At 58.5% G+C, this 23,942-nt stretch carries 23 protein-coding genes; 18 read left to right on the forward strand and 5 right to left on the reverse strand.

Annotation, left to right across the window (positions count from 1 at the left end; all coding sequences use genetic code 11):
- Positions 1 to 13: 13 nt before the first annotated feature.
- Positions 14 to 1,414 carry a UDP-N-acetylmuramoyl-L-alanine--D-glutamate ligase gene (gene murD, locus PG871_RS08665; RefSeq protein ID WP_270728384.1) on the forward strand — a complete coding sequence of 467 codons (1,401 nt, stop codon included), beginning with the start codon at positions 14 to 16 and terminating at the stop codon, positions 1,412 to 1,414.
- A gap of 121 nt (positions 1,415 to 1,535) precedes the next feature.
- Entirely contained in the window at positions 1,536 to 1,853 is a 318-nt protein-coding gene (locus PG871_RS08670) for a hypothetical protein (protein WP_054001858.1), read from the forward strand.
- A gap of 5 nt (positions 1,854 to 1,858) precedes the next feature.
- Here the strand turns inward: PG871_RS08670 and PG871_RS08675 are convergent, their stop codons facing one another.
- Positions 1,859 to 3,040, reverse strand: a complete 1,182-nt coding sequence (locus PG871_RS08675; protein WP_270728390.1) for an NAD(P)/FAD-dependent oxidoreductase — start codon at positions 3,038 to 3,040, stop codon at positions 1,859 to 1,861.
- Positions 3,041 to 3,212: 172 nt separating this feature from the next.
- On the opposite strand from PG871_RS08675, the gene ftsW reads away from it, so the two are divergent.
- The 16 genes from ftsW (at position 3,213) to PG871_RS08755 (ending at position 20,792) form a co-directional block, all read left to right on the forward strand.
- The gene (ftsW, locus tag PG871_RS08680) at positions 3,213 to 4,379 is read left to right on the forward strand and encodes a putative lipid II flippase FtsW (protein WP_270728392.1); all 1,167 of its coding nucleotides are present in this window, start codon (positions 3,213 to 3,215) and stop codon (positions 4,377 to 4,379) included.
- Positions 4,376 to 5,470: a UDP-N-acetylglucosamine--N-acetylmuramyl-(pentapeptide) pyrophosphoryl-undecaprenol N-acetylglucosamine transferase gene (locus PG871_RS08685; RefSeq protein WP_270728395.1), complete on the forward strand. Its 1,095-nt coding sequence runs from the start codon at positions 4,376 to 4,378 to the stop codon at positions 5,468 to 5,470. Before ftsW ends, PG871_RS08685 begins: the two co-directional genes overlap by 4 nt.
- Positions 5,471 to 5,474: 4 nt before the next feature.
- Positions 5,475 to 6,881, forward strand: coding sequence for a UDP-N-acetylmuramate--L-alanine ligase (murC, locus tag PG871_RS08690; protein ID WP_270728398.1), 1,407 nt, complete (start codon positions 5,475 to 5,477; stop codon positions 6,879 to 6,881).
- A gap of 74 nt (positions 6,882 to 6,955) precedes the next feature.
- On the forward strand, positions 6,956 to 8,161 hold the full coding sequence (locus PG871_RS08695; protein ID WP_270728400.1) for an APC family permease: 1,206 nt from the start codon (positions 6,956 to 6,958) through the stop codon (positions 8,159 to 8,161).
- Positions 8,158 to 8,415, forward strand: a complete 258-nt coding sequence (locus PG871_RS08700; protein ID WP_270728403.1) for a DUF2484 family protein — start codon at positions 8,158 to 8,160, stop codon at positions 8,413 to 8,415. The genes PG871_RS08695 and PG871_RS08700 overlap by 4 nt, the downstream gene beginning before the upstream one ends.
- Positions 8,412 to 8,657, forward strand: coding sequence for a DUF2484 family protein (locus PG871_RS08705; RefSeq protein WP_270728406.1), 246 nt, complete (start codon positions 8,412 to 8,414; stop codon positions 8,655 to 8,657). The genes PG871_RS08700 and PG871_RS08705 overlap by 4 nt, the downstream gene beginning before the upstream one ends.
- Positions 8,657 to 8,965: a hypothetical protein gene (locus PG871_RS08710; RefSeq protein WP_270728409.1), complete on the forward strand. Its 309-nt coding sequence runs from the start codon at positions 8,657 to 8,659 to the stop codon at positions 8,963 to 8,965. Before PG871_RS08705 ends, PG871_RS08710 begins: the two co-directional genes overlap by 1 nt.
- A 69-nt stretch (positions 8,966 to 9,034) precedes the next feature.
- A complete protein-coding gene (gene murB, locus PG871_RS08715; protein ID WP_270728411.1) occupies positions 9,035 to 9,961 on the forward strand; it encodes a UDP-N-acetylmuramate dehydrogenase in 927 nt (308 codons plus the stop codon).
- Between the two features lie 160 nt (positions 9,962 to 10,121).
- Positions 10,122 to 11,000 (forward strand): D-alanine--D-alanine ligase, encoded by an 879-nt coding sequence (locus tag PG871_RS08720; RefSeq protein WP_443020482.1) that lies wholly within the window; start codon positions 10,122 to 10,124, stop codon positions 10,998 to 11,000.
- On the forward strand, positions 10,988 to 11,857 hold the full coding sequence (locus tag PG871_RS08725; protein WP_270728416.1) for a cell division protein FtsQ/DivIB: 870 nt from the start codon (positions 10,988 to 10,990) through the stop codon (positions 11,855 to 11,857). Before PG871_RS08720 ends, PG871_RS08725 begins: the two co-directional genes overlap by 13 nt.
- A gap of 1 nt (position 11,858) precedes the next feature.
- The gene (ftsA, locus tag PG871_RS08730; RefSeq protein WP_270728418.1) at positions 11,859 to 13,193 is read left to right on the forward strand and encodes a cell division protein FtsA; all 1,335 of its coding nucleotides are present in this window, start codon (positions 11,859 to 11,861) and stop codon (positions 13,191 to 13,193) included.
- 350 nt (positions 13,194 to 13,543) lie between these two features.
- Complete coding sequence (ftsZ, locus tag PG871_RS08735) at positions 13,544 to 15,232, forward strand: cell division protein FtsZ (RefSeq protein WP_270728420.1); 1,689 nt, start codon at positions 13,544 to 13,546, stop codon at positions 15,230 to 15,232.
- A 205-nt stretch (positions 15,233 to 15,437) separates the two neighbouring features.
- Positions 15,438 to 16,361 (forward strand): UDP-3-O-acyl-N-acetylglucosamine deacetylase, encoded by a 924-nt coding sequence (gene lpxC / locus PG871_RS08740; RefSeq protein ID WP_270728422.1) that lies wholly within the window; start codon positions 15,438 to 15,440, stop codon positions 16,359 to 16,361.
- Positions 16,362 to 16,470: 109 nt separating this feature from the next.
- The gene (locus PG871_RS08745; RefSeq protein ID WP_270728425.1) at positions 16,471 to 17,325 is read left to right on the forward strand and encodes an outer membrane protein assembly factor BamD; all 855 of its coding nucleotides are present in this window, start codon (positions 16,471 to 16,473) and stop codon (positions 17,323 to 17,325) included.
- A 36-nt stretch (positions 17,326 to 17,361) separates the two neighbouring features.
- Positions 17,362 to 19,008: a DNA repair protein RecN gene (gene recN, locus PG871_RS08750; protein ID WP_270728426.1), complete on the forward strand. Its 1,647-nt coding sequence runs from the start codon at positions 17,362 to 17,364 to the stop codon at positions 19,006 to 19,008.
- Positions 19,009 to 19,103: 95 nt separating this feature from the next.
- Positions 19,104 to 20,792 carry a chloride channel protein gene (locus PG871_RS08755; protein WP_270728428.1) on the forward strand — a complete coding sequence of 563 codons (1,689 nt, stop codon included), beginning with the start codon at positions 19,104 to 19,106 and terminating at the stop codon, positions 20,790 to 20,792.
- A gap of 27 nt (positions 20,793 to 20,819) precedes the next feature.
- On the opposite strand, the gene PG871_RS08760 is transcribed toward PG871_RS08755, so the two are convergent.
- The 4 genes from PG871_RS08760 to PG871_RS08775 are packed head-to-tail and all read right to left on the reverse strand — an operon-like array spanning position 20,820 to position 23,903.
- Complete coding sequence (locus PG871_RS08760) at positions 20,820 to 21,470, reverse strand: DUF3299 domain-containing protein (RefSeq protein ID WP_270728431.1); 651 nt, start codon at positions 21,468 to 21,470, stop codon at positions 20,820 to 20,822.
- A 36-nt stretch (positions 21,471 to 21,506) separates the two neighbouring features.
- Positions 21,507 to 22,829, reverse strand: coding sequence for an ABC transporter permease (locus PG871_RS08765; RefSeq protein ID WP_270728432.1), 1,323 nt, complete (start codon positions 22,827 to 22,829; stop codon positions 21,507 to 21,509).
- The gene (locus tag PG871_RS08770) at positions 22,823 to 23,509 is read right to left on the reverse strand and encodes an ATP-binding cassette domain-containing protein (protein ID WP_270728433.1); all 687 of its coding nucleotides are present in this window, start codon (positions 23,507 to 23,509) and stop codon (positions 22,823 to 22,825) included. Before PG871_RS08770 ends, PG871_RS08765 begins: the two co-directional genes overlap by 7 nt.
- Positions 23,510 to 23,558: 49 nt before the next feature.
- Positions 23,559 to 23,903, reverse strand: coding sequence for a DUF427 domain-containing protein (locus PG871_RS08775; RefSeq protein WP_270728434.1), 345 nt, complete (start codon positions 23,901 to 23,903; stop codon positions 23,559 to 23,561).
- Positions 23,904 to 23,942 lie beyond the last annotated feature (39 nt).

The following is a 23,942-nucleotide window of genomic DNA, read 5'->3' on the forward strand; positions in this document are numbered from 1 at the left end:
ATGGGGACGAGCGATGATTCCGGTTCAGGGGTATGAAGGCGCGCAGGTGGCTGTGCTGGGGCTTGGGCGCTCTGGGTTTGCCACCGCGCGGGCGCTGCGTGAAGGCGGGGCGGAGGCTGTCTGTTGGGACGACAATCCGGTCGCGCGGGAAAAGGCGGAGGTCGAAGGGTTTGTCTGTAGGGATTTGCTCAAGCAGGGCGCGTTTGAAGGCGTAGCGGCCTTGATTGTCAGCCCGGGCATTCCGCACCTCTATCCGGAGCCGAACCCGGTGGTGAAGGCGGCCATGCTGGCCGGTGTGCCGGTGGACAACGACATCGGCCTGTTCTTCCGGTCGTTTGCGACGCGTGAATGGGACATGTTTGAAACTGCGCCACGCGTGGTGGCGGTGACAGGATCAAACGGTAAGTCCACCACGTCAGCCCTTATCCATCACGTGCTGAGCGAGGCCGGACGGCGCACGCAATTGGCAGGCAATATCGGGCGTGGCGTTCTCGATCTGGAGCCTGCGGCGGATGGCGAGGTCGTTGTGCTTGAGTTGTCGAGCTATCAGACGGACTTGGCGCGCAGCCTGACGCCCGACATTTGTGTATTCACCAATTTGGGGCCGGATCATTTGGACCGGCACGCGGGCGTGGGCGGCTACTTTGCGGCCAAGCGGCGTCTGTTTGCCGAAGGCGGGCCGGATCGCGCCGTGGTGGGTGTGGACGAGGACGAAGGGCTGTATCTGGCAGGACAGCTGAGTGAAGGCGCGGCAGATGATCGGGTGATCCGCGTCTCTGTCGAACGCAAGCTGACCGAAGCAGGGTGGAACGTGTTTGCCCGCAAAGGGTTCTTGAGCGAATACCGCAAAGGACGGCAAGCTGGATCGATCGATTTGCGGCCGATCAAAGGTCTGCCCGGAGCCCATAATCATCAGAACGCCAGTGCGGCGTACGCAGTGTGTCGCGCGCTTGGGCTGGCGCCCAAGGTGATTGAGGCGGCGTTCGCAAGCTTTGGCGGCTTGCCACATCGCAGCCAGATCATTGCAGAAGCCAACGGCGTGACTTTTGTGAACGACAGCAAAGCCACCAATGTGGATGCGGCAAAGATGGCCTTGTCGGCGTTCAAGCGCATCCGCTGGATTTGCGGCGGCTTGGAGAAAGAAGGCGGTCTGGGCAATTTGGCAGAAAGTGCTGACGAGGTGGTCAAAGCCTATGTGATTGGGCGGGAGGCCGCGGGGTTCGCGATGCAGCTCAAGGGCGTTGATGCCGAGGTCTGTGGCACGATGCAAAGGGCCGTGGCGCGCGCCATTGAAGACGCGAAGGATGGCGATGTCGTCTTGCTGGCGCCTGCTGCTGCGAGCTTTGATCAGTATGACAGTTTCGAGAAGCGCGGCGATGATTTCGCGACTCTGGTGACAGCCGCGATCACGTAGGCAATAACTGGCCGCTTTAAGATTGTTTCGGGTGAATTTTAGTTTGATTTCATCGGCCTAATTCTTGTTTTGCATGAATCCAGTACATACCTTTTTAAGGCAACAAGGAAAGGATCCAACGATGCAAATCCAGGTGAATACCGACAACTTCATTCATGGTGATGAACGGGTGATTGAGGTGGCCAAAGCGGCCGTTCTGAACGACTTGGGACATATGGACGAGCGTTTGACCCGTATCGAAGTGCATTTGAAGGATCAGAACGCTGAGAAGCACGGGCCGGATCATATTCTGTGCACAATAGAAGCGCGCCCGCGCGGTATGGATCCAATGTCAGCCCATCATGGGGCGGCGGATATTCAAGCGGCTTTGAAGGGTTCCGCCAAGAAGTTGCGGACCCGTTTGTCTAGCGTGTTTGAGAAGGCGTCTGCGCACCGTTGAAGGCGTCAGGAACGTTCGGAGATGGCCTGGCCTGCGGCCCAACCTGAGCTCCAGGCCCATTGAAAATTGAAGCCACCGAGCCAGCCGGTGACGTCGACGGCCTCTCCGATTGCGAAGAGGCCGTTTCGGGTTTTCGCTTCCATGGTTTTTGAGGACAAATCGTTGGTGTCGATGCCGCCAAGCGTGACCTCGGCGGTGCGGTAGCCTTCGGTGCCGGATGGAGACAGTTGCCAACTTTTGAGATCATCACACAGCGCGCGCAGCCGTGTGTCGGATTGATCAGCGAGGTTGCCGGACAGATCCATGTGCTGACCTAAATGATCAACCAATCGGGTGGGCAACAAGGTGGCAAGTTCGGTTGTCAGGTTGCGGCGGCCATAGTCCTGCCGCCGGGTGCGCAGCTCTTCAAAGGGATCGTTGTCCGGAAAGAGGTCTATCGAGATTGGCTGGCCTTCATGCCAATAAGAGCTGATTTGCAGCATCGCGGGGCCGGAGAGGCCGCGGTGGGTGAACAGCATCGCCTCGTCAAACTGTGTGCCATTTGCGGTGGCGCGCACTGGATGCGCCACGCCTGAAATGTCTTTGAAACGGCCATCGGAAAACGTGAACGGCACGAGGCCCGCGCGGGTGTCGGTCACGCTGAGGCCAAACTGGCGGGCGATGTCATAGGCAAGACCGGTTGCGCCCATTTTGGGGATAGACTTGCCGCCCGTGGCAAGCACGAGATTGGTGCACGTCAAGATTTGGCGTTTGCCCGAGGCCTCGACGGTCACGCTGTAGACTGTTCCGTCGTGGCCGACGTTGATGACCGAGGTTTCTAGCCATAGCTCGGCGCCAGCTTTGGTCATCTCGGCGTGCAGCATGGAGATGATTTCTTTGGCCGACGTGTCGCAAAACAGCTGGCCAAGGGTTTTTTCGTGATACGCAATGCCGTGTGCGGCCACCAGTTCGATGAAATCCCACTGGGTGTAGCGGCTGAGCGCGGATTTGCAGAAATGCGGATTGCCGGACAGAAAATTCTCGGGACCCGCATAGATGTTGGTGAAATTGCATCGTCCGCCACCGGAGATGCGGATTTTCTCGCCAGCTGCTTTGGCGTGATCGAGTACCAGTGTGCGGCCACCGCATTGCGTGGCGCACATCATGCCAGCAGCGCCGGCGCCAAGGATGATTGTGTCCCAAGTCATGCCAGCGGGGTGCCTGATGCGACACAAAGCGTCAAGCGAAAGGGTATCGTTGTCTGCTTCTCTTTACTTTCCTTGAAAGGTTTTGAGTGTTAAAGTGCCCTCAGACCCGGCAAACGGGCAGCCCGTCGCATTAGCGTTTGGGCAATCAGAGGCAGAGATCGGCGGTTATCCGATGACAGAGATGGTGTATGGCGCGCTTCCGGCGCGCGAGCGTGAGCCCGTGTTGCCCAAGTGGTGGCAAACGCTGGACAAATGGACGATGACGTCCATTCTTTTGCTGTTCGTGATTGGCATTATGCTGGGCATGGCGGCGAGTCCTCCCTTGGCGGCGAAAAACGGGTTTGAGCCGTTTCACTATGTGAAAAAGCAGGCGATTTTTGGCGGCGCGGCGATGGTCGCGATGATGCTGACGTCGATGATGTCACCCAAATTGGTGCGCCGTTTGGCGGTGCTGGGATTTGGGGTGACGATGGTGGCGCTGTTGTTGCTGCCGGTGTTTGGCACCGATTTTGGCAAGGGCGCGACGCGCTGGTATTCGTTGGGGTTCGCCTCAATCCAGCCCTCGGAATTTCTGAAGCCCGGCTTTGTGGTGGTTTGTGCGTGGTTGATGGCGGCTAACGAAGAGATTAATGGTCCGCCCGGGCGCATGTGGTCGTTTTTGTTGATGGTCTCAATCGTTGTGGTTTTGGCGTTGCAGCCGGACTTTGGTCAGGCCTGTCTGATCCTGTTTGGCTGGAGCGTGATGTATTTTGTGTCTGGTGCACCAATGGTTCTGATTGGCGGCATCCTGTTGGCGCTCATTCCTGCGGCGCAGCTTGCCTATAATGGCTCTGAGCACTTCGCCCGGCGGATTGACGGGTTTCTAGATCGCTCGCTTGACCCAACAACCCAGATTGGCCATGCCACCAATGCGATCCGCGAGGGCGGCTTGTTTGGGGTTGGGGTCGGCGAAGGCACAGTGAAATGGTCGCTGCCGGATGCACACACGGATTTCATCATTTCGGTGGCGGCGGAGGAATATGGTCTGGTCCTCGTGATGGTGATCATTGCGCTTTATGCCACGATTGTTTTGCGCTCATACTTCCGGCTGATGCGCGAGCGTGATCCGTTTATCCGTCTGGCCGGTACAGGCTTGGTGAGCATCTTTGGCGTGCAGGCAATGGTAAATATGGGCGTCGCTGTGCGACTTTTGCCGTCCAAAGGCATGACTTTGCCGTTTGTGAGCTATGGCGGGTCTTCCCTTATTGCTGGGGGGATTGCAGTTGGCATGATTTTGGCGTTTACCCGCAGCCGGCCTCAGGGCGAGATCGGTGATATTCTGCGGGGACGCGTGAGATGAGTAAACAGCGCCTTCTGGTGATTGCAGCAGGTGGTACAGGCGGGCACATGTTTCCGGCGCAGGCATTGGCGGAGGTCATGTTGCGCAAAGGATGGCGGGTCAAACTGTCAACGGATGCGCGCGGCGCCCGCTATACTGGGGGATTTCCCCATACGGTTGAGATCGAAGAAATGAGCAGCGCGACCTTTGCGCGGGGTGGCGTACTTGCCAAGCTGGCGGTGCCGTTTCGCATTTTGGGCGGTGTTTTGGGAGCAATGCGCAAGATGCGCAAAGATCGCCCTGACGTGGTGGTCGGTTTTGGCGGCTATCCAACCATCCCTGCCATGGGTGCGGCCTGGCTTATGAAGCTGCCGCGCATGATCCACGAGCAGAACGGCATTTTGGGGCGGGTCAATGAAGTTTTCGCCAAACGCGTAAGCGTGGTGGCGTGCGGCACGTGGCCGACGACATTGCCGGACGGCGTTCAAGGGCTGCATGTGGGCAATCCGGTGCGCAAGTCAGTGATGGACCGCGCAGGGGCGGGTTATATTTCCCCCGGTGATTATCCGATGTCGGTGCTAGTTATTGGCGGCAGCCAAGGTGCGCGTATTCTGAGTGACGTGGTGCCAACCGCGATCGCAGGATTGCCTAAGCCGATTTTGCAAAACCTTAGGGTTAGTCATCAGGCGCGGGATGAAGATTTTGATCGTGTGACCGCTTTTTACGCTGAGCACGGAATTTCCGCTGATGTGCAGCCATTCTTCACCGATGTGCCCGCACGCATGAGCGAGGCGCAGTTGGTTGTGTCGCGTTCCGGCGCCTCAAGCGTCGCGGATATCAGCGTCATCGGACGGCCTTCTATTCTGATCCCATTTGCAGCGGCTGCGGGTGATCACCAGACAGCCAATGCCAAGGGCCTTTCGGAGGCCGGCGGGGCGATTGTTATCCCCGAGAGCCTTTTGACGGCTGAAAGCATGACAGAACAAATGGCGCTTATTCTTGGCAGCCCTCAAGGAGCGAGCCAGATGGCGACGGCAGCTCTGAGTGCGGGCAAGCCGGATGCGACCGAGGCGCTGGTGGCGCAGGTCGAAGCGCTTGCGAACAAGGAATAAGATTATGAATGCGGCGACGAAACTTCCCGGAGACGTTGGCTCCATCCATTTTGTGGGCATCGGCGGCATCGGCATGAGCGGTATTGCCGAAGTGCTGATCAACCACGGCTATCAGGTGCAGGGGTCGGATCTGAAAACAACCAAGATCACCGAGCGTCTCGTTGGATTGGGTGCGACCGTATTTGAAGGGCAGCGCGCGGAAAACCTCGAGAATGCCGAAGTCGTGGTAATTTCGTCTGCTATCAAACCGGGCAATCCTGAACTTGATGAGGCCCGAGCGCGTGGCCTTCCGGTGGTGCGTCGCGCCGAGATGCTGGCAGAGTTGATGCGGTTGAAATCCAACATCGCAGTGGCCGGAACGCACGGCAAGACAACCACGACTACGATGGTCGCGGCGTTGCTGGATCATGGCCATTTTGACCCCACAGTGATTAACGGCGGCATTATTCACGCCTATGGGTCCAACGCCCGTGTTGGGGAAGGCGAATGGATGGTGGTTGAGGCGGATGAGAGCGATGGAACATTCAACCGCTTGCCCGCAACCATCGCGATTGTGACCAACATCGACCCGGAACACATGGAGCATTGGGGCACTGAAGAGGCGCTTCATCAGGGCTTTTATGATTTTGTGTCCAACATTCCGTTCTACGGGTTGGCGGTCTGTTGCACCGACGATCCTGATGTGCAGACGCTGGTTGGTAAAATCACCGACAGGCGCGTGGTGACCTTTGGATTCAATGCCCAGGCTGATGTGCGGGCAATGAACCTGACGTATAAAGCGGGTGTCGCGCATTTTGACATTCAGTTGCAGGCCGAGGGCCAGGTGATCGAAGGATGTAGCTTGCCAATGCCGGGCGATCACAACGTGTCCAATGCGCTCTCTGCTGTGGCGATTGCCCGCCATCTGGGCATGAAGCTGGATGAAATCCGTGACGCGCTGGCCGCTTTTGGTGGCGTGAATCGTCGGTTTACCAGAGTTGGTGAGGTGCTTGGTGGCGTGACCGTGATTGACGACTATGGTCACCACCCTGTGGAGATCGCCGCTGTACTAAAAGCGGCACGCCAGTCATTGGGGGAGGCTGGAGGCCGCGTGATTGCGGTGCACCAACCGCACCGTTTTACCCGCCTGCAATCCTTGTTTGAAGATTTCTGCACCTGCTTCAACGAAGCGGATGTGGTCGGCATCACAGATGTCTTCGCCGCTGGTGAGGCGCCGATTGAAGGCGCGGACCGGGATGATTTGATTGCGGGTCTGGTGTCGCATGGTCATCGGCACACGGTCGCAATCAGCAACGAGGAAGAGCTTGCCGCAATGGTCAAAGACGTCGCGCAGCCGGGCGACATTGTTGTCTGCCTTGGCGCGGGCTCAATCAGCGGCTGGGCCAATGCGTTGCCTGAACGGCTTGCCTAAGGGCGGCGCGTCAAAAAATCGCTGGAAATTTCCTGTCGTCTGGCTTCTTTTAGGGAAAAGACCAGAGGGCAGACGTGTCAGAACATCTTAAACGAAGTGTGGGTTTGGGCCTGCTGACCGCTTATGGCGTCGGTGTCATGGTGGGGGCGGGCATTTACGTGCTTGTCGGCGCTGTCGCGGGAGAAGCCGGAATTTACGCGCCGTTGGCGTTTCTGCTGGCCGGATTGGTGGCTGCGCCCACGGCCCTGAGCTATGGCGAGTTGTCCGCCCGCATTCCCGAAGCTGCGGGAGAGGCCGCATTTGTTGAGAAAGCCTTTGGGTCACAAGCATTGGCGGTGCTTGTGGGGTTGGCGATTGTGGCAACAGGGGTGGTGTCGGCAGCTGCCGTTCTGCGGGGCGGGGCCGGCTATCTTTTGACGCTGGTATCGCTGCCACAGGTGGTGGCAATAGTTGGTCTGGCGATCGTTTTGATAGGTGTCGCACTTTACGGCGTTATGGAAAGTCTGGCGCTGGCGGCAGTGTTCACAGTGATTGAACTGGCGGGATTGGCGCTGGTTGTCTGGGCCGGAAGTCAGGCCTCTGTGACCACGGACTGGGCGATGGCCGAGAGCACGCCCTTTGTGGATTTGCCGTGGGGCGCGATTGGCGCCGCGGCGGTTCTGGCGTTCTTTGCCTTTATCGGCTTTGAAGACATTGTGAACATGGCGGAGGAAACCCAACGCCCTGAGCGCAATGTGCCTTGGGCGATCATTCTGTCTCTGGGTATCACGACGGTCGTGTATGCCTTGGTGACATGGGTAACCGTACGGGTTGTGCCGATTGCCGATCTGGCCGAAAGCGAGCGGCCATTGGTGCTGGTTTTGCAATCGCGAGGCGGTGCGAACAGTGGGACGGTTTTGGCGGCAATTGCGGTGTTTGCAGCGCTCAACGGTGTGCTGGCACAGATCGTCATGGCCAGTCGTGTGTTGTTTGGCCTTGGTCGCAGGACACAGCTTTTGGCGATGTTTTATCATGTACACCCGCAACGTGGCACACCGTATGTTGCGACCTTGCTGGTCGGCGGCCTTGTCATCCTGGCGGCAATGAGCGCAAATGTCTCAGCACTTGCGGAGATCACGTCGATCATTTTGCTGACAGCATTTGTGGTGATGAACGCCGCCCTGATCTTACTTAAACTGCGCAGCCCGGAGGCGCCTTTTCGGGTGCATATGGCGGTGCCAGTCACGGGAATGGCGCTCGCCTTAGGCGCTTTGGGGCTTTATTTGGGGGTATTCGGATGAGCTTATCACTGGTTTTGGCATGTTTCTGGGTGCTGGCGGCCACGGGCGTCGCGATGCTGCCGATGCGACGGCAGTATGTGCCTGGCGTTGCGCTGCTTTTGGCAGCGCCGGTTTTGATAGGCGTGATCTGGTATGAGCACGGCATGTGGATCGGGGGTGCGGCCTTGTTCGGCTTTGTCTCGATGTTTCGCAGGCCATTGATGTTCTTTGGCCGCAAAGCCCTGGGTTTGCCAACGGAAGACATCCCGAAATGACGCTGTCGTTGGCATTGGCCTGTGTCTGGCTCGTGGTGGCCAATTTTCGCGCGATGTTTCCGAGCAAGGACCATCTGTGGCGCTTTGCATATGTCATGATCGCGATTGCAGTGCCCATTCTGATTGGTGTTTATGTGCAAAACGGGCCATGGATTGCATTGATCCTGTTGATAATGGGCGGTTGGGTTATGCGTTGGCCGGTTTACTATCTTTGGCTCTGGATCAAGAAAAGGGTGACCTGATGCTGGATCTGGCTTTGGCGCTGAGTGCGCTGATCTGGTTTTGCGTGTTTCTGTTTCCGGTGTACGGCTTTGTGGCGGGCCGGCGGGACAGGCAAGAACATCTCAAGCGCGCACAGGGGATATTGTTGAGCCTTGTTGGCTTGTTGGTGCTGTTTGATCTGACGTTGGGCGTCATGGTGACTGAGACCGAGATGGTAGAGCTGGAACGGTTGCGCAGCTATCGCTGGTGGATGCTAGGCGCGGTTGCGGTGTCATTGGCCTGCGCGTGGACCTTGTTCAAGGTGGCCCACAAAGCGCGCGCGACCTAAGCAGTCGGTGGCTTGCCCAAGGACGCATGCTTCGGTATCGCTGTGCCTGAGATTTGAAGGAATTTTGCCATGACAGCCATGCCTCAGACACGTGGAAAGCTAACTGAGAACCGTGCGTTGTCGGATTTGACGTGGCTGCGCGTGGGCGGGCCGGCGGATTATCTGTTTCAGCCAGTGGACATTGAGGATCTGGCGGCGTTCTTGAGGGCCTTGCCGGAAGATGTGGCTGTATTTCCGATGGGGGTGGGCAGCAACCTGATCGTGCGCGATGGCGGTTTGCGGGCCGTGGTGATCCGTCTGGGGCGCGGATTTAATGGCATCGACATAAAGGACAACCGCGTGCGGGCAGGCGCGGCAGCACTGGATGCGCATGTGGCGCGCAAGGCCGCGACGGCGGGCGTGGATTTGACTTTCCTGCGCACCATTCCCGGCGCAGTGGGCGGGGCCGTGCGGATGAACGCGGGATGTTACGGCGCCTATACCGCAGACGTGTTTGTTGAGGCGACGGCTGTGACGCGACAAGGTGAGGTCGTCACGCTGACGGCTGAGGATTTGATGTTTCAGTATCGCCAGACTGAATTGCCCGAAGGATGGGTTTTGGTTGAAGCGGTGTTTGAGGGACCAGATGGCGACGCGACCGAGCTTGAGGCGCGTATGGCCGATCAATTGGCGAAACGCGATGCGAGCCAACCAACAAAAGAACGCAGCGCCGGCAGCACATTTCGCAATCCGGCCGGGTTCAGCTCGACCGGTAAGGCCGATGATGTGCATGATTTGAAAGCATGGAAGGTCATCGATGACGCCGGAATGCGCGGTGCCAGAGTCGGCGGCGCGCAGATGAGCGAGATGCATTCCAACTTTATGATAAATGCAAAGGATGCAACTGCCGCCGATTTGGAAAATCTGGGGGAGGAAGTGCGAAAAAGGGTTTTCCAAAACAGTGGAATAGAGCTACAGTGGGAAATTATGCGCGTAGGCGAAAAGTCGACGTCATAATAGCCAAACTGACCCGGCGGCAGGCAAAAATACAGCTGGGCAGTGAACGCAGGTAACGGGCAAAACGCCCCAAACAACAAGAGCCAGACAAAAATCGGCTCGGGACATTGAGGCACATAGGGTTATGTCGAGCAGGACAAGCCCCAAAGTTGCGGTATTAATGGGCGGACCTTCGGCTGAACGCGAAGTGTCGTTGTCCACTGGGCGTGAATGCGCGGCCGCACTACGGGAAGCAGGCTATGAAGTGGTCGAGGTCGATGCAGGCCCCGATCTAGTAGTGCGCCTTGGCGAAGTTTCTCCGGATGTTGTGTTTAATGCCTTGCATGGCCGTTGGGGTGAAGACGGTTGCGTGCAAGGTCTGCTAGAATGGCAGAGAATTCCTTATTCGCATTCCGGTGTGCTGGCATCCGCTGTGGCGATGGACAAGCAGCGCTCCAAGGATGTGTTCAAGCAGGCCGGACTGCCGGTGGTCGAAAGCGTGATTGCGGCGAAGGCCGATGTGTCCGCGCGCCACGTGATGGCGCCGCCCTATGTGGTCAAGCCCAACAATGAAGGCAGTTCGGTTGGCATATATATTGTCAACGATGGCGCCAATACGCCGCCGCAGCTGGCGGACAGTATGCCCGATGAGGTCATGGTGGAAACCTATGCGCCGGGGCGGGAGTTGACGACAACCGTGATGGGAGACCGCGCGCTTGGCGTGACCGATATTATTACGGACGGTTGGTACGATTATGATGCGAAATACGCCGAAGGCGGGTCGCGGCACGAAATTCCGGCCAATGTTCCACAAGACATTTATGACGCCTGCATGGACTATGCGCTTCGGGCGCATGCGGTCCTTGGGTGTCGCGGTGTCTCGCGCACCGATTTCCGCTGGGACGAAGCCCGTGGGTTGGATGGCTTGATTATCCTTGAGACTAACACGCAGCCGGGCATGACCCCGACATCTTTGTCGCCTGAGCAAGCCGAACATGCGGGCATCACCTTTCCTGAGTTTTGCAGCTGGATTGTGGAGGACGCGTCATGCGACAGGTGACGGGCCGCGCCGATCCGGCGCCATCGCGCTGGAAATACCGTATGGAGCGGCTGTTTCTGACGCCATTGTTCCGACTGGCCTTGCGCACGGTGTTGCCGTTTGCGCTGGCGATGGGGGCGGTCTTTTGGTGGCTGTCTGACGAGGGGCGGCGTGAGCACCTAAATCTGGCAGTGGTCGAGTTTCGCCGCGAATTGGCGACGCGGCCTGAGTTTATGGTCAAGGCAATGGCGATTGACGGGGCTTCTGAAGGCACCGCTGAGGATATCCGCGAAATCCTTTCGCTGGATTTTCCTGTCTCCAGTTTTGATTTGGAGTTGCCGCAAATCCAAGAGCGCGCGGAAGAGTTGCCTGCGGTTGCTAAGGTCGCCGTGCGGGTCCGTCCGGGTGGGATTTTGCAGTTCAATGTTGTGGAGCGTACCCCGATTGCATTGTGGCGCACACATCACGGGCTGGCGCTGGTTGATATCGACGGGCATGTGACTGCTCCGATGGTCGCAATGTTGGATCACCCGACAAAGCCCTTGATTGCCGGTGACGGTGGCGACGGCCATGTCGCCGAAGCGATGCAGTTGTTCGCGGCGGCAAAACCTTTGGGCGCACGGGTGATTGGTTTGGTGCGTGTGGGCGAGCGGCGCTGGGATCTCGTGCTGGATCGACAGCAGCGCATCCTTTTGCCGGAGACGGGCGCAGTTCAGGCGTTGGAGCGGGTGATTGCCCTGAACGGAGCACACGACATGTTTGAGCGCGACTTGATGGTGGTGGACATGCGGCTTTCGGCGCGGCCGACGATCCGCCTGACGCAAAACGCAATAGAAGAATGGTGGCGCATCAGCCAGATCTCCGTGGAGAAAAATTGAGATGACAGAGCTTTATGAATCCCAACGTGCAATGCGCAACATGCGCAAAGCGGCGATGCAGCGCGGCGTGGTGGCGGTGTTGGATGTGGGCAGTTCAAAGATCGCCTGTCTGGTTTTGCGGTTTGACGGTACTGATCGCGCAGCGAGCGCCGATGGCATCGGCTCGATGGCCGGTCAAAGCGGGTTTCGGGTGATTGGGGCCGCGACCACGCGGTCTCGGGGCGTACGCTTTGGTGAAATCAGCGCGATGCAGGAAACGGAACGCGCCATTCGCACCGCTGTTCAAGCGGCGCAGAAGATGGCGAAGATCCGTGTCGATCACGTGATTGCCTGTTTTTCCGGCGCGGAGCCGCGGTCTTATGGTCTGGACGGCAGTGTCGAGGTTGAAGCGGACGTGGTGTCTGAGCAGGACGTGGCACGCGTATTGGCAGCGTGTGAGGTTCCGGAATACGGAGCGGGGCGCGACGTGCTGCACGCGCAGCCGGTGAATTTCGCGTTGGACCACCGTTCAGGGTTGGGCGATCCGCGCGGGCAGGTGGGGCAGAGACTCACCGCGGATATGCACATGTTGACGGTTGATGAGGCCGCCATCGACAATCTGGCCTACTGCGTGAAGCGCTGCGATCTTGAACTCGCGGGCATTGCCAGCTCGGCCTATGTGTCGGGCATGTCGGGGCTGGTCGAGGACGAGCAAGAACTTGGCGCGGCGTGTATCGACATGGGCGGTGGGGCGACAAGCCTGTCGATATTCATGAAGAAACATATGATCTATGCCGACACGGTGCGCATGGGCGGTGAGCATGTCACCAGCGACATTTCGATGGGGCTTCAGGTGCCCACGGCAACAGCGGAGCGCATCAAGACGTTTTACGGCGGGGTGCATGCCACGGGTATGGATGATCGCGAAATGATCGACCTTGAAGGCGACACGGGCGATTGGGAGCACGATCGCCGCTCGGTCAGCCGCGCGGAGTTGATTGGCATCATGCGCCCTCGTGTCGAGGAGATCCTCGAAGAAGTGCGCGCGCGGTTGGACATCGCGGGATTTGAACATTTGCCAAGCCAGCAGATCGTGCTGACTGGCGGCGGCAGCCAGATCCCCGGACTGGACGGATTGGCGTCCAAAATTCTCGGACAGCAAGTGCGACTTGGGCGTCCGATGCGGGTGCATGGTCTGCCGCAAGCCGCGACCGGACCCGCATTTGCGAGCGCGGTGGGCATGTGCCTGTTTGCGACCCACCCGCAGGACGAATGGTGGGATTTCGATCTGCCAGTCGAGCGCTATCCGGTGCGCTCTCTCAAGCGGGCAGTGAAATGGTTCAAGGACAATTGGTGAGAGTGCATTTTCGGGGGTGACGCCGACTCGCCTGTGGGTTAATCTGTGGATAACTGTGCAAAAGCACAGGTACGCGGGCCGAGCAGTGGCCTCCAAATGTGACTAGTTTCTTCTTCTGCGAGTAGTATTTTCCGCGGACTGTTTTTTGCGTCTTGTGTGCAGAGGTCCGCGATCCCCCAAATCTGCCAAAATTGGCGAAATACCGCGAATTTTGCGGTTTTTTGGCCCACATTTTGTGTTGAATTGCGCTTTTGGGGATGACGGTTCCCGAAAGCGTGGGTAATAATATTCGTTGAGAAGGCAGAATAATTTCCTGCGAATGCGGGGACAACAAACAGGCGGACAGTTTTATGGCTTTGAATCTGACGATGCCCGATGAGGGTGATCTGAAACCCCGCATCACCGTATTCGGTGTTGGCGGTGCTGGTGGCAACGCGGTCAACAACATGATCGAAAAAGAGCTTGAAGGCGTTGAGTTCGTTGTGGCGAACACCGATGCACAGGCTTTGCAGCAAAGCGACGCGGAAAAACGCGTTCAGCTTGGCGTAAAGGTTACCGAAGGTTTGGGTGCCGGCGCCCGCGCAACCGTTGGGGCGGCTGCTGCAGAAGAGAGCATCGAACAGATTGTCGATCACCTGGCGGGCGCACATATGTGCTTTATCACCGCGGGTATGGGCGGCGGCACCGGCACAGGCGCCGCGCCAATCATCGCGCAGGCAGCGCGTGAATTGGGCGTCCTGACCGTAGGTGTTGTCACCAAGCCATTCCAGTTCGAGGGCGCAAAACGTATGCGTCAAGCGGAAGAGGGCGTTGAGCAGCTTCAGAAGATGGTCGACACGCTGATCATCATTCCGAACCAGAACCTGTTCCGTCTTGCGAACGAAAAAACCACATTTACCGAAGCCTTCTCGATGGCAGACGATGTTCTGTACCAAGGTGTAAAAGGTGTGACGGACCTGATGGTACGTCCTGGCCTGATCAACCTCGACTTTGCAGACGTCCGCGCCGTGATGGACGAGATGGGTAAAGCGATGATGGGCACCGGTGAGGCCGACGGCGACAACCGCGCCATTCAGGCTGCCGAGAAGGCCATAGCCAACCCGCTGCTGGACGAGATTTCGCTGCGCGGCGCGAAGGGCGTTCTGATCAACATCACCGGCGGGCACGACCTGACCCTGTTCGAACTGGACGAGGCGGCCAACCGCATCCGTCAGGAAGTGGACGAAGACGCAAACATCATCGTTGGCTCGACTATGGATCCGGCTCTCGAAGGCGGCATGCGTGTGTCGGTTGTGGCCACAGGCATCGACGCACTGGAAAGCACCAGCCCGATGCCATTGCCACGTCGCTCGATGGCGCAGCCCTTGCCAGGTGCCGAAGTTGCGGCCCCCGAGGGTGTCAGCGTTGAAGCACCGACCATGACGGCGGCTCCGGCGCAGGTTAGCGTTGAAGTGGCAGCGGCGCCAGCTGCGCCAACAGTTGCGGGTGAGCCGGGTCTGTTTGACACGATTGATCCACAGTCCGCTGCGGCCGAAGATCAGATGGAACACATTTTTGAGGATGCGGCGGCCCCTACAGCCCCGGCAGCCCCCGTATTTGATGCGCCTGCAGCAATTGCGGATGAGCTTCCGGCGCCAGCCTATCGGCCAGCTCCAGCTGAGCAGGCTGTTGTGCAGGCCGAGGAAACCGACGAATTCGTGGCTCCTCAGCGTCCGGCACCGGGCACGCCAACACCACAACTGATGGCGCGTTTGCAAGCTGCAGTGGAAAAAGCACCGGCTGCTCCGGCCCGTCCTGTGGTTCCAGAAGCAAGCGCAGAACCAGCGCAAGAAGAGCGGTCTCGCTTTGGCATCAACAACCTGTTCCACCGCATGTCAGGTGGACAACAGGTGGAAGGCCAGCCCACACGTCAGGCGCAACAACCGCGGGTTCAGCCTTCGGTGCAACCTGTCGCTCAGGCGGCGGAGCCTGCTGCTCAGGCGGACCCGGAGCAAGAGCGGATCGAAATCCCCGCTTTCCTGCGCCGTCAAGCAAACTAATCGAGAAAAAAACGTTAGACGACCGCCCCCAATCGGGGGCGGTTTTTCTATTTTAAGCAATGACTTAAGTGTGTCTGCGCGACGTTTCGCCTATTTGTTTCAGGCATGTTTCAGACCGTTACAAAGATTGAATTGTGATGACGGCGGGAACCACATAGTTCAAGGTTGCGGCCAATGGGGTGTGCCGCGTCACTCGGGGACTACTGTGCAAACCACGCTGAAAACAAACGTTACATTTACTGGAACCGGACTGCATTCCGGCAAGACCGTGCGCATGACCGTGCAACCGGCCTCTGCGGACTACGGCATTTGGTTCCGGCGCAGTGACGTGATTGGCAAAGACGCGATGGTTCCGGCCCGTTGGGACGTAGTAGAGCAAACGGCTTTGTGCACCCGTATCGTAAATGATGCTGGCGTGACAGTAGGAACGATTGAGCACCTTATGGCGGCATTGGCCGGCTGTGGCATTCACAACGCTCTCATTGAAATCGACGCAGCCGAAGTGCCGATCATGGATGGTAGCGCGGCGGATTTTGTACGGGGATTTTTGCGCGCCGGACTGGTTCAGCAAGACGCAGCGGTGCGCGCCATTCGCATTCTGAAACCTGTGTCTGTTGAGCGTGGTGATGCGCGTGCAGAACTGCTGCCGGATCAGGACATGCGCATGGAATTCCATATCGATTTTGAAGACGCAGCCATCGGGCAGCAGACCAAAGGTATGACATTGGCCAATGGCAGTTTTGTGCGTGAGCTGAGTGACAGCCGGACGTTCTGTCGGCAGGCGGATGTCGAAACAATGCAGGCCAATGGCCTCGCGCTTGGCGGCAATCCCGAAGAAAACGCTGTGGTGTTTGACGGCGAGAAAATTTTGAGCCCCGGTGGCTTGCGCCACTTGGACGAACCCGTGCGCCACAAAATGTTGGATGCGGTGGGTGACCTCTATCTGGCTGGTGCGCCGATTCTGGGGCGGTATCGCGGGATCCGCGCTGGCCATTCGCTCACCAACGAGCTTTTGCGCACACTTTTTGCCGATCCTGAGGCCTGGTGTTTTGCGGATTGCACGGATGATCTTGCGTCCCGATTGCCCGGTGCTGGTGTACATATCGGTGAAATTCCGGCTGTTGCCTGATCCAACGCCCTCAAAAAGTGCCAAATCCATTTTGCACCGCAATTTTCTGTGCTAACAGCTTGTCTAAGGACGGCGAACTGCCGTGAGGAAGATCAAGAGGTTGAGCACTATGGCAGGCATCAAGACACGGGGTCGCATTGTCGGGTCTATTCTTGCGGTTTTGGTGGCGGCATCTTGTGGCGACACGACGACGGATAAAGTCAAGCGCGGCGACTTCTCTCTTGATGGGTTTACCGCTGAGCAGATTTACGGTCGGGCCGAATGGGAGCTGGGGCGTGGGCGCGGCGAAGACGCGGCGTTTTATTTTTCCGAGGTGGAACGCCAGTATCCGTACTCTGAGCTGACCGAGCGCGCGATTATCATGCAAGCCTTCAGCTATCATCAGGAACAACTTTATCCCGAAAGCCGTGCGGCTGCACAACGATACATCGATTTCTATCCTGCTGCTGAGGACGCGGCTTACGCGCAGTATTTGCTGGCGCTTAGCTACTACGACCAGATCGACGAAGTGGGCCGCGACCAGGGACTGACGTTCCAAGCGTTGCAGGAGTTGCGTAAGGTGATCGAGATCTACCCAGACACCGAATATGCGCGCTCTTCGATCCTCAAGTTTGATTTGGCGTTTGATCATTTGGCGTCCAAGGAAATGGAAATCGGGCGTTACTATTTGCGTCGGGACCACTACGGCGCCGCGATCACCCGGTTCCGTGTTGTTGTCGAAGACTTTCAGACCACCACACACACCGCCGAAGCACTGCACCGCTTGGTCGAAGCTTATCTGTCGCTTGGTTTGAATGCCGAAGCGCAGACTGCGGGCGCGATTTTGGGTCACAACTTCCAAGGCACGCAATGGTATGAGGACAGCTACAAGCTTCTGCTCGGTCGTGGATTGGAACTTGAAGCCGCGAGTGATGGCTGGCTGAAACGGGTCTATCGCCAGACGTTGCAAGGTAAGTGGCTGTAAAGGGCGGCGGGGCTGTGCTCTGCCGGATGACGGACAATGCTGCGCGCGCTTGATATTCGGGACATGCTGATCATCGATCGGTTGGAGCTTGCGTTCCAGCCGGGCCTGAATGTGCTGACCGGCGAGACCGGTGCCGGTAAATCCATTTTGCTCGACAGTTTGGGGTTTGTGCTTGGATGGCGCGGCCGCGCTGAATTGGTGCGGGCCGGGGCCGAGCAGGGCGAAGTTGTTGCGGAGTTTGATCTGCCCGAAGGACATCCTGCGCACGCTGTACTCGAGGACGCGGGGTTGCCGGGTGGCGATGAGTTGATCCTGCGGCGGGTGAACCGCTCTGATGGGCGCAAGACGGCGTGGGTGAATGACCGCAGATGTTCAGGCGAGGTTTTACGGCGGCTGTCTGAGACGCTGATTGAGTTACATGGTCAACATGATGACCGCGGTCTGCTGGACCCAAAGGGGCACCGTGCCCTGCTGGACAGCTACGCTGAAACGGACCCACTTCGCCAGAATGTTCGCCAAGCCTGGTCAGGCGTTGCTGCTGCCCGCAAGACGTTGGCGACTGCCGAAGCGGAGCTAAAGGCCGTGCAGGACGAGGAAGATTTTCTGCGGCACGCGGTTGGAGAGCTGGACCAATTGGATCCCGAACCGGGTGAAGAGGCGGAGCTTGATACCCGGCGGCGGATGATGCAAGGCGCAGAAAAGGTGCGCGAGGGCGTGGCGCGGGCGCATGAAATGTTGGGCTCGGGCGGCGCCGAAGGCACAATGAGCGACGCGCTGCGCTGGCTTGAAAGCGCATTGGCGGAGACAGGGGATCATCTGACAGCACCGATTGCGGCGCTGGAACGCGCGCTCAACGAGCTTGGAGAAGCCGAAGACGGCGTTGCGCGCACACTGGATGCTTTGGACTTCAATCCACATGAATTGGAGCAGGTCGAGGAGCGTTTGTTTGCGATCCGGGCTTTGGCGCGCAAGCATGATGTGGCGCCAGACGAATTGGGCAATTTCGCGCAGGACTTGCGAGGCCGCCTAGCAGCGTTAGATGCCGGTGCCGGCAACATTGCGGCGCTGCGCAGCGAACTGGAGCAGGCGCAAAAGGGCTATGATGCGGCAGCGGACAAGTTAAGTCAGGCCCGCAAAGGGGCGGCGGGCGCCTTAGACAGCGCCGTGATGTCCGAGCTGGCCCCGCTGAAAATGGAGCGGGCGGTGTTTGAAACCCGCATTGCCGATGCCGACGCAGGACCGGATGGAACCGATCAAGTGGAGTTTGTGGTCGCCACGAACCCCGGAGCACCGGCAGGGCCGTTGGGCAAAATCGCATCGGGTGGCGAACTGAGCCGCTTCCTGTTGGCCCTCAAGGTTTGCCTCAGTTCGGAAGATCAGGGCGTGACGATGATCTTTGACGAGATTGACCGTGGCGTAGGCGGGGCAACTGCGGATGCCGTGGGTCGCAGGCTTAAGGCGTTGGCGAGTGACGGACAGGTTTTGGTTGTGACGCATTCTCCGCAAGTGGCCGCTTTGGGCGCGCATCACTGGCGGGTGCAAAAGCACGTGGTGGATAACGCCACATTGAGCCAGGTGGTGCCGCTTGATGCTGCGGCCCGTGTTGATGAGGTCGCGCGCATGTTGTCGGGTGACACGATCACGGATGAGGCGCGCGCAGCGGCACGGGCCCTGTTGGACTAGTCCCAAAAAGTTGAGGCCTCACAAGGGGTTTCCTCTTTGCGCCAACGCGAATTTCGGATTACATCAGAAGAGAACTCCGAAAGCACCGAGGCACTATGGCGAAGTCCGTTGGATCCTTCCTTAGGGAGAGCGCCCGAGAGGCGGCAGAGACCTGCCGCGGCGGATGGCGTGTCCTGGTGGAAAAAGGACCTAGTCAGTTTCAATTTTGGCTGATTGCGTTGGGTATCGGGATCGGCGCTGGCTTTGCCGCGCTGGCTTTTCGCAAAGCCATTCGGTTTCTGCAGTCGACTCTTTACGGCACCAAAGACCTGAGCCACCTGCACAGTTTTGCAGACACGTTGCCCTGGTTTTGGTTGCTGGTCATCCCGACGGTGGGCGGCTTGGCAGTTGGCTTGATCCTGCACCATTTCACGCCGGATGGGCGGGTGCGGTCGGTGGCAGATGTCATTCAGGGCGCGGCGCTTTATGAAGGGCGGGTGGAGCGTAAAGCGGGCATCGCCTCGGCTCTGGCTTCGCTGATCACGCTAAGCTCTGGAGGCTCCACTGGACGCGAAGGGCCGGTGGTTCACATGGCCGGCGTGATCGCCAGCTGGGTGAGCGACCGGATCAAGGCGAACGGCATCACAGGGCGCGATCTGCTGGGCTGCGCGGTGGCTGCGGCTGTCTCAGCTTCCTTCAATGCGCCTATTGCGGGGGCATTGTTTGCGTTGGAAGTGGTGTTGCGCCACTTCGCGGTACACGCATTTGCACCGATAGTGATCGCCTCCGTGGCGGGAACTGTGATCAACCGGCTGGAATTTGGCGATGTGACCGAGTTTTCCTTGCCGACGGCAACGGCCCTTCAGTTCTATCAGGAACTTCCAGCATTCTTGATGCTCGGCGGGCTGTGCGGGCTGGTGGCCGTGGCCTTGATGTGGACCATTTTTTGGTCCGAAGACATGGCCAGTCATCTGCAGCAGGATTTGAATATTCCGCGATGGTTGCGGCCAGCGATTTCCGGCGCCTTGCTGGGTGGCATTGCGATCTTTTTCCCGCACATCATTGGCGTTGGCTATGAGACAACCTCGGCGGCGCTGACCGGGCAGTTGGTGTTGCACGAGGCGGTTGTTTTTGCGGTGCTCAAAGTGATTGCCGTGTCGATCACCATGGCGGGACGTATGGGGGGAGGGGTATTTTCTCCCGCGCTGATGGTTGGGGCGCTGACCGGATTGGCGTTTGGCCTGATAGCAACCGCAATTTTTCCGAATGTGTCGGGCACTACAACGCTTTATGCCTTGGCCGGTCTGGGCGCAGTGGCCGCCGCGGTGCTGGGCGCGCCGATTTCCACCACATTGATTGTCTTTGAAATGACCGGGGACTGGCAAACCGGACTTGCGGTCATGGTGGCCGTGTCGGTTTCAACGGCGCTGAGTTCAAGACTGGTAGATCAGTCGTTCTTTCTGTCGCAACTTGAACGTCGCGGGGTTCATATCGCGGCTGGCCCTCAAGCCTATCTTTTGTCGATGTGCAGTGTGGCTGGGGTGATGCGCTCTAAAGATGACCCGAAAGCTGCACCGGAGGAGCGCTGTTGGGAAATGATGTCAGAGGGTAGCTATGTGGACGGCAGCGCGACGCTGGAAAGCGTGATGCCGATGTTTGAGGCAACGGGTACGGCCTTTGTGCCGGTGATCAGTCTAGGGCGCGAGGATGAGCCACCTGAGCTTTTGGGCGCCGTGTTTCATGTGGATGCGTTGCGGACGTTCAACAAAGCATTGGCGGCCACGGCGGCAGAGGAACATTCCTGACCCCCCAAAAGGCCGGGGGGCATTGATTTATTGCACAACGTAAGGTTCGACCACCGCTGCGTCCATCGTGTAGGTGATGTCGACATTGGCATTGCCATCAACCATCCAAAGAGATTTTTCCTGCGGCTCGCTTTTGATTTCGCCGGAAATCCAGATCGGTGCGTAAAGGCCAGATGTCTCAAACCCTTGAGGATACGAAACATGCACAATCTGATTTGCGGGGGGGGGTGGCGTATGGATGCAAGCGCCAACCGTGGGCACCAGCAGAAATTCGACCGCTTTGCCGTCTTTGATGTCCAAGGGCAGCAGATAACCGGGAATGCGGATGTTGCGCCCAACGATGTCGGCGTTCGGATCGGTGGCTTCGCGGGTCCGCAGTTCGATGATACGCAGGCGTTCAGCAAACAGAAAATCCACATCCAAGCCATCTGCCTTCAACTCTTTGCGCAGGCCGGCGGCATCCTCGGCTGCGGTGGCGTCGGTGCCGGTGTCCGCAAGTGTCTCAAGCTGCAAGAGATGCGCAAGGCGGTTCATCTGAGCGCTTGAGAGAGCGGCAAACGGGTTTTCGTAGGACGTAAAGGGCGGCGTCAGGTCGACCCAGCCAACGCTCTCAGGATCAGACGCCTGTGCAAATGTGGCAGAAAGCAACAAGGCGGCAGCGAGAGCGTGAATTTTCATGGTATTCCCTTGGTTCGTTAAGCGCGGTTCACCGGCCTAGAGTTTGGCCGCCAGCCCGTCAGAGAGAGTCATTCGATATACCCGCCATGCTGGCAGAAGACTGGCGAGCGCGGCAACACAAAAAACCGCGAGCAACAACGTCAACTCGGAGAAGCTTGGTAAGGCCAGCCCCATGCGGAAGCCGTAGTTGGCAGACAGGATTGGGTTGGCAAGCGCCGTGGACAACAGGAGCAGGGCAATCCCTATAAGAATGCCAACGACGGCCATCATGAGGGCTTCGGAGACGATAAGGCCAAAGATTTTGCCTGGTGTCGCACCGACGGACCGAAGGATCGCAAATTCTCGTCTGCGCGCTTCCAGCGTGGCTGACAGCATCACCACCATGCCGATGAGACTGGCGGCAGCCACAGCAACGGACATCAGGCGCAATGCGTTTTCTGCGGTGCCGGTGATGGACCAAAGCTGCAGGAGCGCGACGTTGGGCATAACCGCGCTGAGTGCTTCTGTGGCATCGGTTTGCAATGCGCGCTGAATGCCGAGTATTGCACGGCGTTCAGTCAGGCCTACGTAGATTGCGTTGATCTGGTTCGGCTCATAGCCGTGGTCCTCGTGGTTGTCGTCGTCATGCCCGCGCGCGTCCTGCGCTTGATCTTCGTCAGTGCCGCCCAAGGAGCTGGATGCGTCGTCGTTCTCTTGGGCCGCAAATGGGTCAGCAGCAGGTGTCTCATAGCTTGCGTGCAGCCCATCGAATCCTTCGGTGGAAATAAACACCATGCGGTCCACGGCGGTGCCGGTTGGCGCAAGGACACCGGTCACGGTGAAAGGTGCATCGTCATGCATGTCAAAGGACACGTTTCCGGCGCCGTGGGCGTTCACAAACACCGTGCCAATGCCGTAGCCGAACCGTGTCGCAACCTCGGCGCCCATAACCGCGCTGTCTGCTGCCTCAAAGTCGCCTCCTTGGGCAAATTCCAGCGACTGTCCGCCGCTGTGTCGGAAGTGTTCAAAATAGGCGCGGGAGGTGCCCATCACGGGATATCCGCGATGGTTGTCCCCCATCATTAGTGGCACTGCCCAGTCTACGGCAGGCAAGTTTTCGACCCGCTCAAAACTGTCCCAGCTCATGCCGGTGCCAGTGGAGCCGACGCCAAAGACGGTCGCCATCAGAATTTGCACGTCGTTGCCACGTGGCGCGACAATCAGATCGATACCGGACGCGGAATTGGCAAATGAGCCACGCGCACTGTCGCGCAAGCGCTCAACCCCAAGAATGAGCGCCACCGCAAGGGCAATTGACAGAACCGTCAAGCTGGCAACAAAGCGGCGGTTCCAGAGGCTGTACAGAGCGAGGTTCAACATGTGACGCCTTCCGGAAAGTTGATGTCGGACATGTTGATGACACGGTCAAAATGGTCCTCAAGTCCCGGATCGTGACTGACCACCAACAATGCCGCTCCTGTGCGGGCGGCCTCACCACTCAGCAGGCGCATAAAGGTCTGTTTGGCGTCTGGATCCAACGCGGATGTCGGTTCATCCGCCAGAATAAGCTCGGGCCCGCCGATCAACGCTCTGGCGGCTGCTACACGTTGTTGCTGGCCGTAGCTGAGAGCGCTGGCGGCAGTGCTGGCCATTGACGCTAACCCAAGAGCCGCCAAGAGTGCGTCTGCGTCCTCTCTGGGAGAGGCAACCAATTGGCCCCGCCGTCGTGCGGAGAACGTGCAAGGCAACGTAATGTTGTCGCGCGCGCTGAGCCAGGGGATCAGATTGAAGGCCTGAAAGACAATGCCGATGTGGTCCACGCGAAACGAGTCGCGTCGGCTTGGGGGCAGGGACGCGACATCGGTTCCAGCCACCTCAACAGCGCCAGTGGCCACATCAATCACGCCGGCCAGCGCCGCCAGAAGGGTGGATTTTCCACAGCCGCTAGGGCCGCGCAACAAAAGCCGCTCTCCGGCACCAAGTGTGAGTTCAGGAATGTTTAAGACCGGTTCCGCGGCATCTGGCCATTGGTAGGAGAGGCCGCGCAAAATCAGGGTCATTCAATTCTCTTTCTGTCCCGCTGTGCGGTGCTGTTTTGCCTAACTCGTTTTAGACACGCTCCACGGCGACCAGTTCATTGGTGTAAAAAGCTATGTGGTCCTTGATGCGCTCAACGTCCTGAAGCGGCGTCTCATAGCTCCATCCAGCGTTCTGGATGGTTTGGCTTTTGGTCACGATCGAAAAATAGGTCGCGTCACCTTTATGCGGGCAATGCGAGGTGTGATCGCTGTCATCCAGAAAGGCCATCGCGATGTCGGCGCGCGGGAAATAAATCACTGGGGCATACTCGCCTTCACTAAGTTCCAAGGCGTTGCTGCTTTCGCCAATGACGGCGCCACCGGCCCGCACGGTCCAGTTTCCCGGCGCTTTGCGAATGCTGATCAGAGTTCCCATGGTCGTTCCTTTGATGTGTCGCGCCACCATTTCGTTACA

The organism is Shimia sp. Alg240-R146 (genome assembly GCF_947331465.1).
GTDB lineage: Bacteria > Pseudomonadota > Alphaproteobacteria > Rhodobacterales > Rhodobacteraceae > Shimia.

What these genes read in the sequence shown, in the direction of transcription:
- PG871_RS08685 (WP_270728395.1), top strand. Translation starts at nt 4,376, where the DNA reads ATGAGTAAACAGCGCCTTCTGGTGATTGCAGCAGGTGGTACAGGCGGG.
- PG871_RS08755 (WP_270728428.1), top strand. Translation starts at nt 19,104, where the DNA reads ATGGCGAAGTCCGTTGGATCCTTCCTTAGGGAGAGCGCCCGAGAGGCG.
- murD (WP_270728384.1), top strand. Translation starts at nt 14, where the DNA reads ATGATTCCGGTTCAGGGGTATGAAGGCGCGCAGGTGGCTGTGCTGGGG.
- PG871_RS08770 (WP_270728433.1), bottom strand. Translation starts at nt 23,509, where the DNA reads ATGACCCTGATTTTGCGCGGCCTCTCCTACCAATGGCCAGATGCCGCG.
- ftsZ (WP_270728420.1), top strand. Translation starts at nt 13,544, where the DNA reads ATGGCTTTGAATCTGACGATGCCCGATGAGGGTGATCTGAAACCCCGC.
- murC (WP_270728398.1), top strand. Translation starts at nt 5,475, where the DNA reads ATGAATGCGGCGACGAAACTTCCCGGAGACGTTGGCTCCATCCATTTT.
- recN (WP_270728426.1), top strand. Translation starts at nt 17,362, where the DNA reads ATGCTGCGCGCGCTTGATATTCGGGACATGCTGATCATCGATCGGTTG.
- PG871_RS08700 (WP_270728403.1), top strand. Translation starts at nt 8,158, where the DNA reads ATGAGCTTATCACTGGTTTTGGCATGTTTCTGGGTGCTGGCGGCCACG.
- PG871_RS08725 (WP_270728416.1), top strand. Translation starts at nt 10,988, where the DNA reads ATGCGACAGGTGACGGGCCGCGCCGATCCGGCGCCATCGCGCTGGAAA.
- PG871_RS08745 (WP_270728425.1), top strand. Translation starts at nt 16,471, where the DNA reads ATGGCAGGCATCAAGACACGGGGTCGCATTGTCGGGTCTATTCTTGCG.
- ftsW (WP_270728392.1), top strand. Translation starts at nt 3,213, where the DNA reads ATGACAGAGATGGTGTATGGCGCGCTTCCGGCGCGCGAGCGTGAGCCC.
- PG871_RS08710 (WP_270728409.1), top strand. Translation starts at nt 8,657, where the DNA reads ATGCTGGATCTGGCTTTGGCGCTGAGTGCGCTGATCTGGTTTTGCGTG.
- ftsA (WP_270728418.1), top strand. Translation starts at nt 11,859, where the DNA reads ATGACAGAGCTTTATGAATCCCAACGTGCAATGCGCAACATGCGCAAA.
- PG871_RS08705 (WP_270728406.1), top strand. Translation starts at nt 8,412, where the DNA reads ATGACGCTGTCGTTGGCATTGGCCTGTGTCTGGCTCGTGGTGGCCAAT.
- PG871_RS08760 (WP_270728431.1), bottom strand. Translation starts at nt 21,470, where the DNA reads ATGAAAATTCACGCTCTCGCTGCCGCCTTGTTGCTTTCTGCCACATTT.
- PG871_RS08720 (WP_443020482.1), top strand. Translation starts at nt 10,122, where the DNA reads ATGGGCGGACCTTCGGCTGAACGCGAAGTGTCGTTGTCCACTGGGCGT.
- PG871_RS08675 (WP_270728390.1), bottom strand. Translation starts at nt 3,040, where the DNA reads ATGACTTGGGACACAATCATCCTTGGCGCCGGCGCTGCTGGCATGATG.
- PG871_RS08670 (WP_054001858.1), top strand. Translation starts at nt 1,536, where the DNA reads ATGCAAATCCAGGTGAATACCGACAACTTCATTCATGGTGATGAACGG.
- PG871_RS08765 (WP_270728432.1), bottom strand. Translation starts at nt 22,829, where the DNA reads ATGTTGAACCTCGCTCTGTACAGCCTCTGGAACCGCCGCTTTGTTGCC.
- PG871_RS08775 (WP_270728434.1), bottom strand. Translation starts at nt 23,903, where the DNA reads ATGGGAACTCTGATCAGCATTCGCAAAGCGCCGGGAAACTGGACCGTG.
- murB (WP_270728411.1), top strand. Translation starts at nt 9,035, where the DNA reads ATGACAGCCATGCCTCAGACACGTGGAAAGCTAACTGAGAACCGTGCG.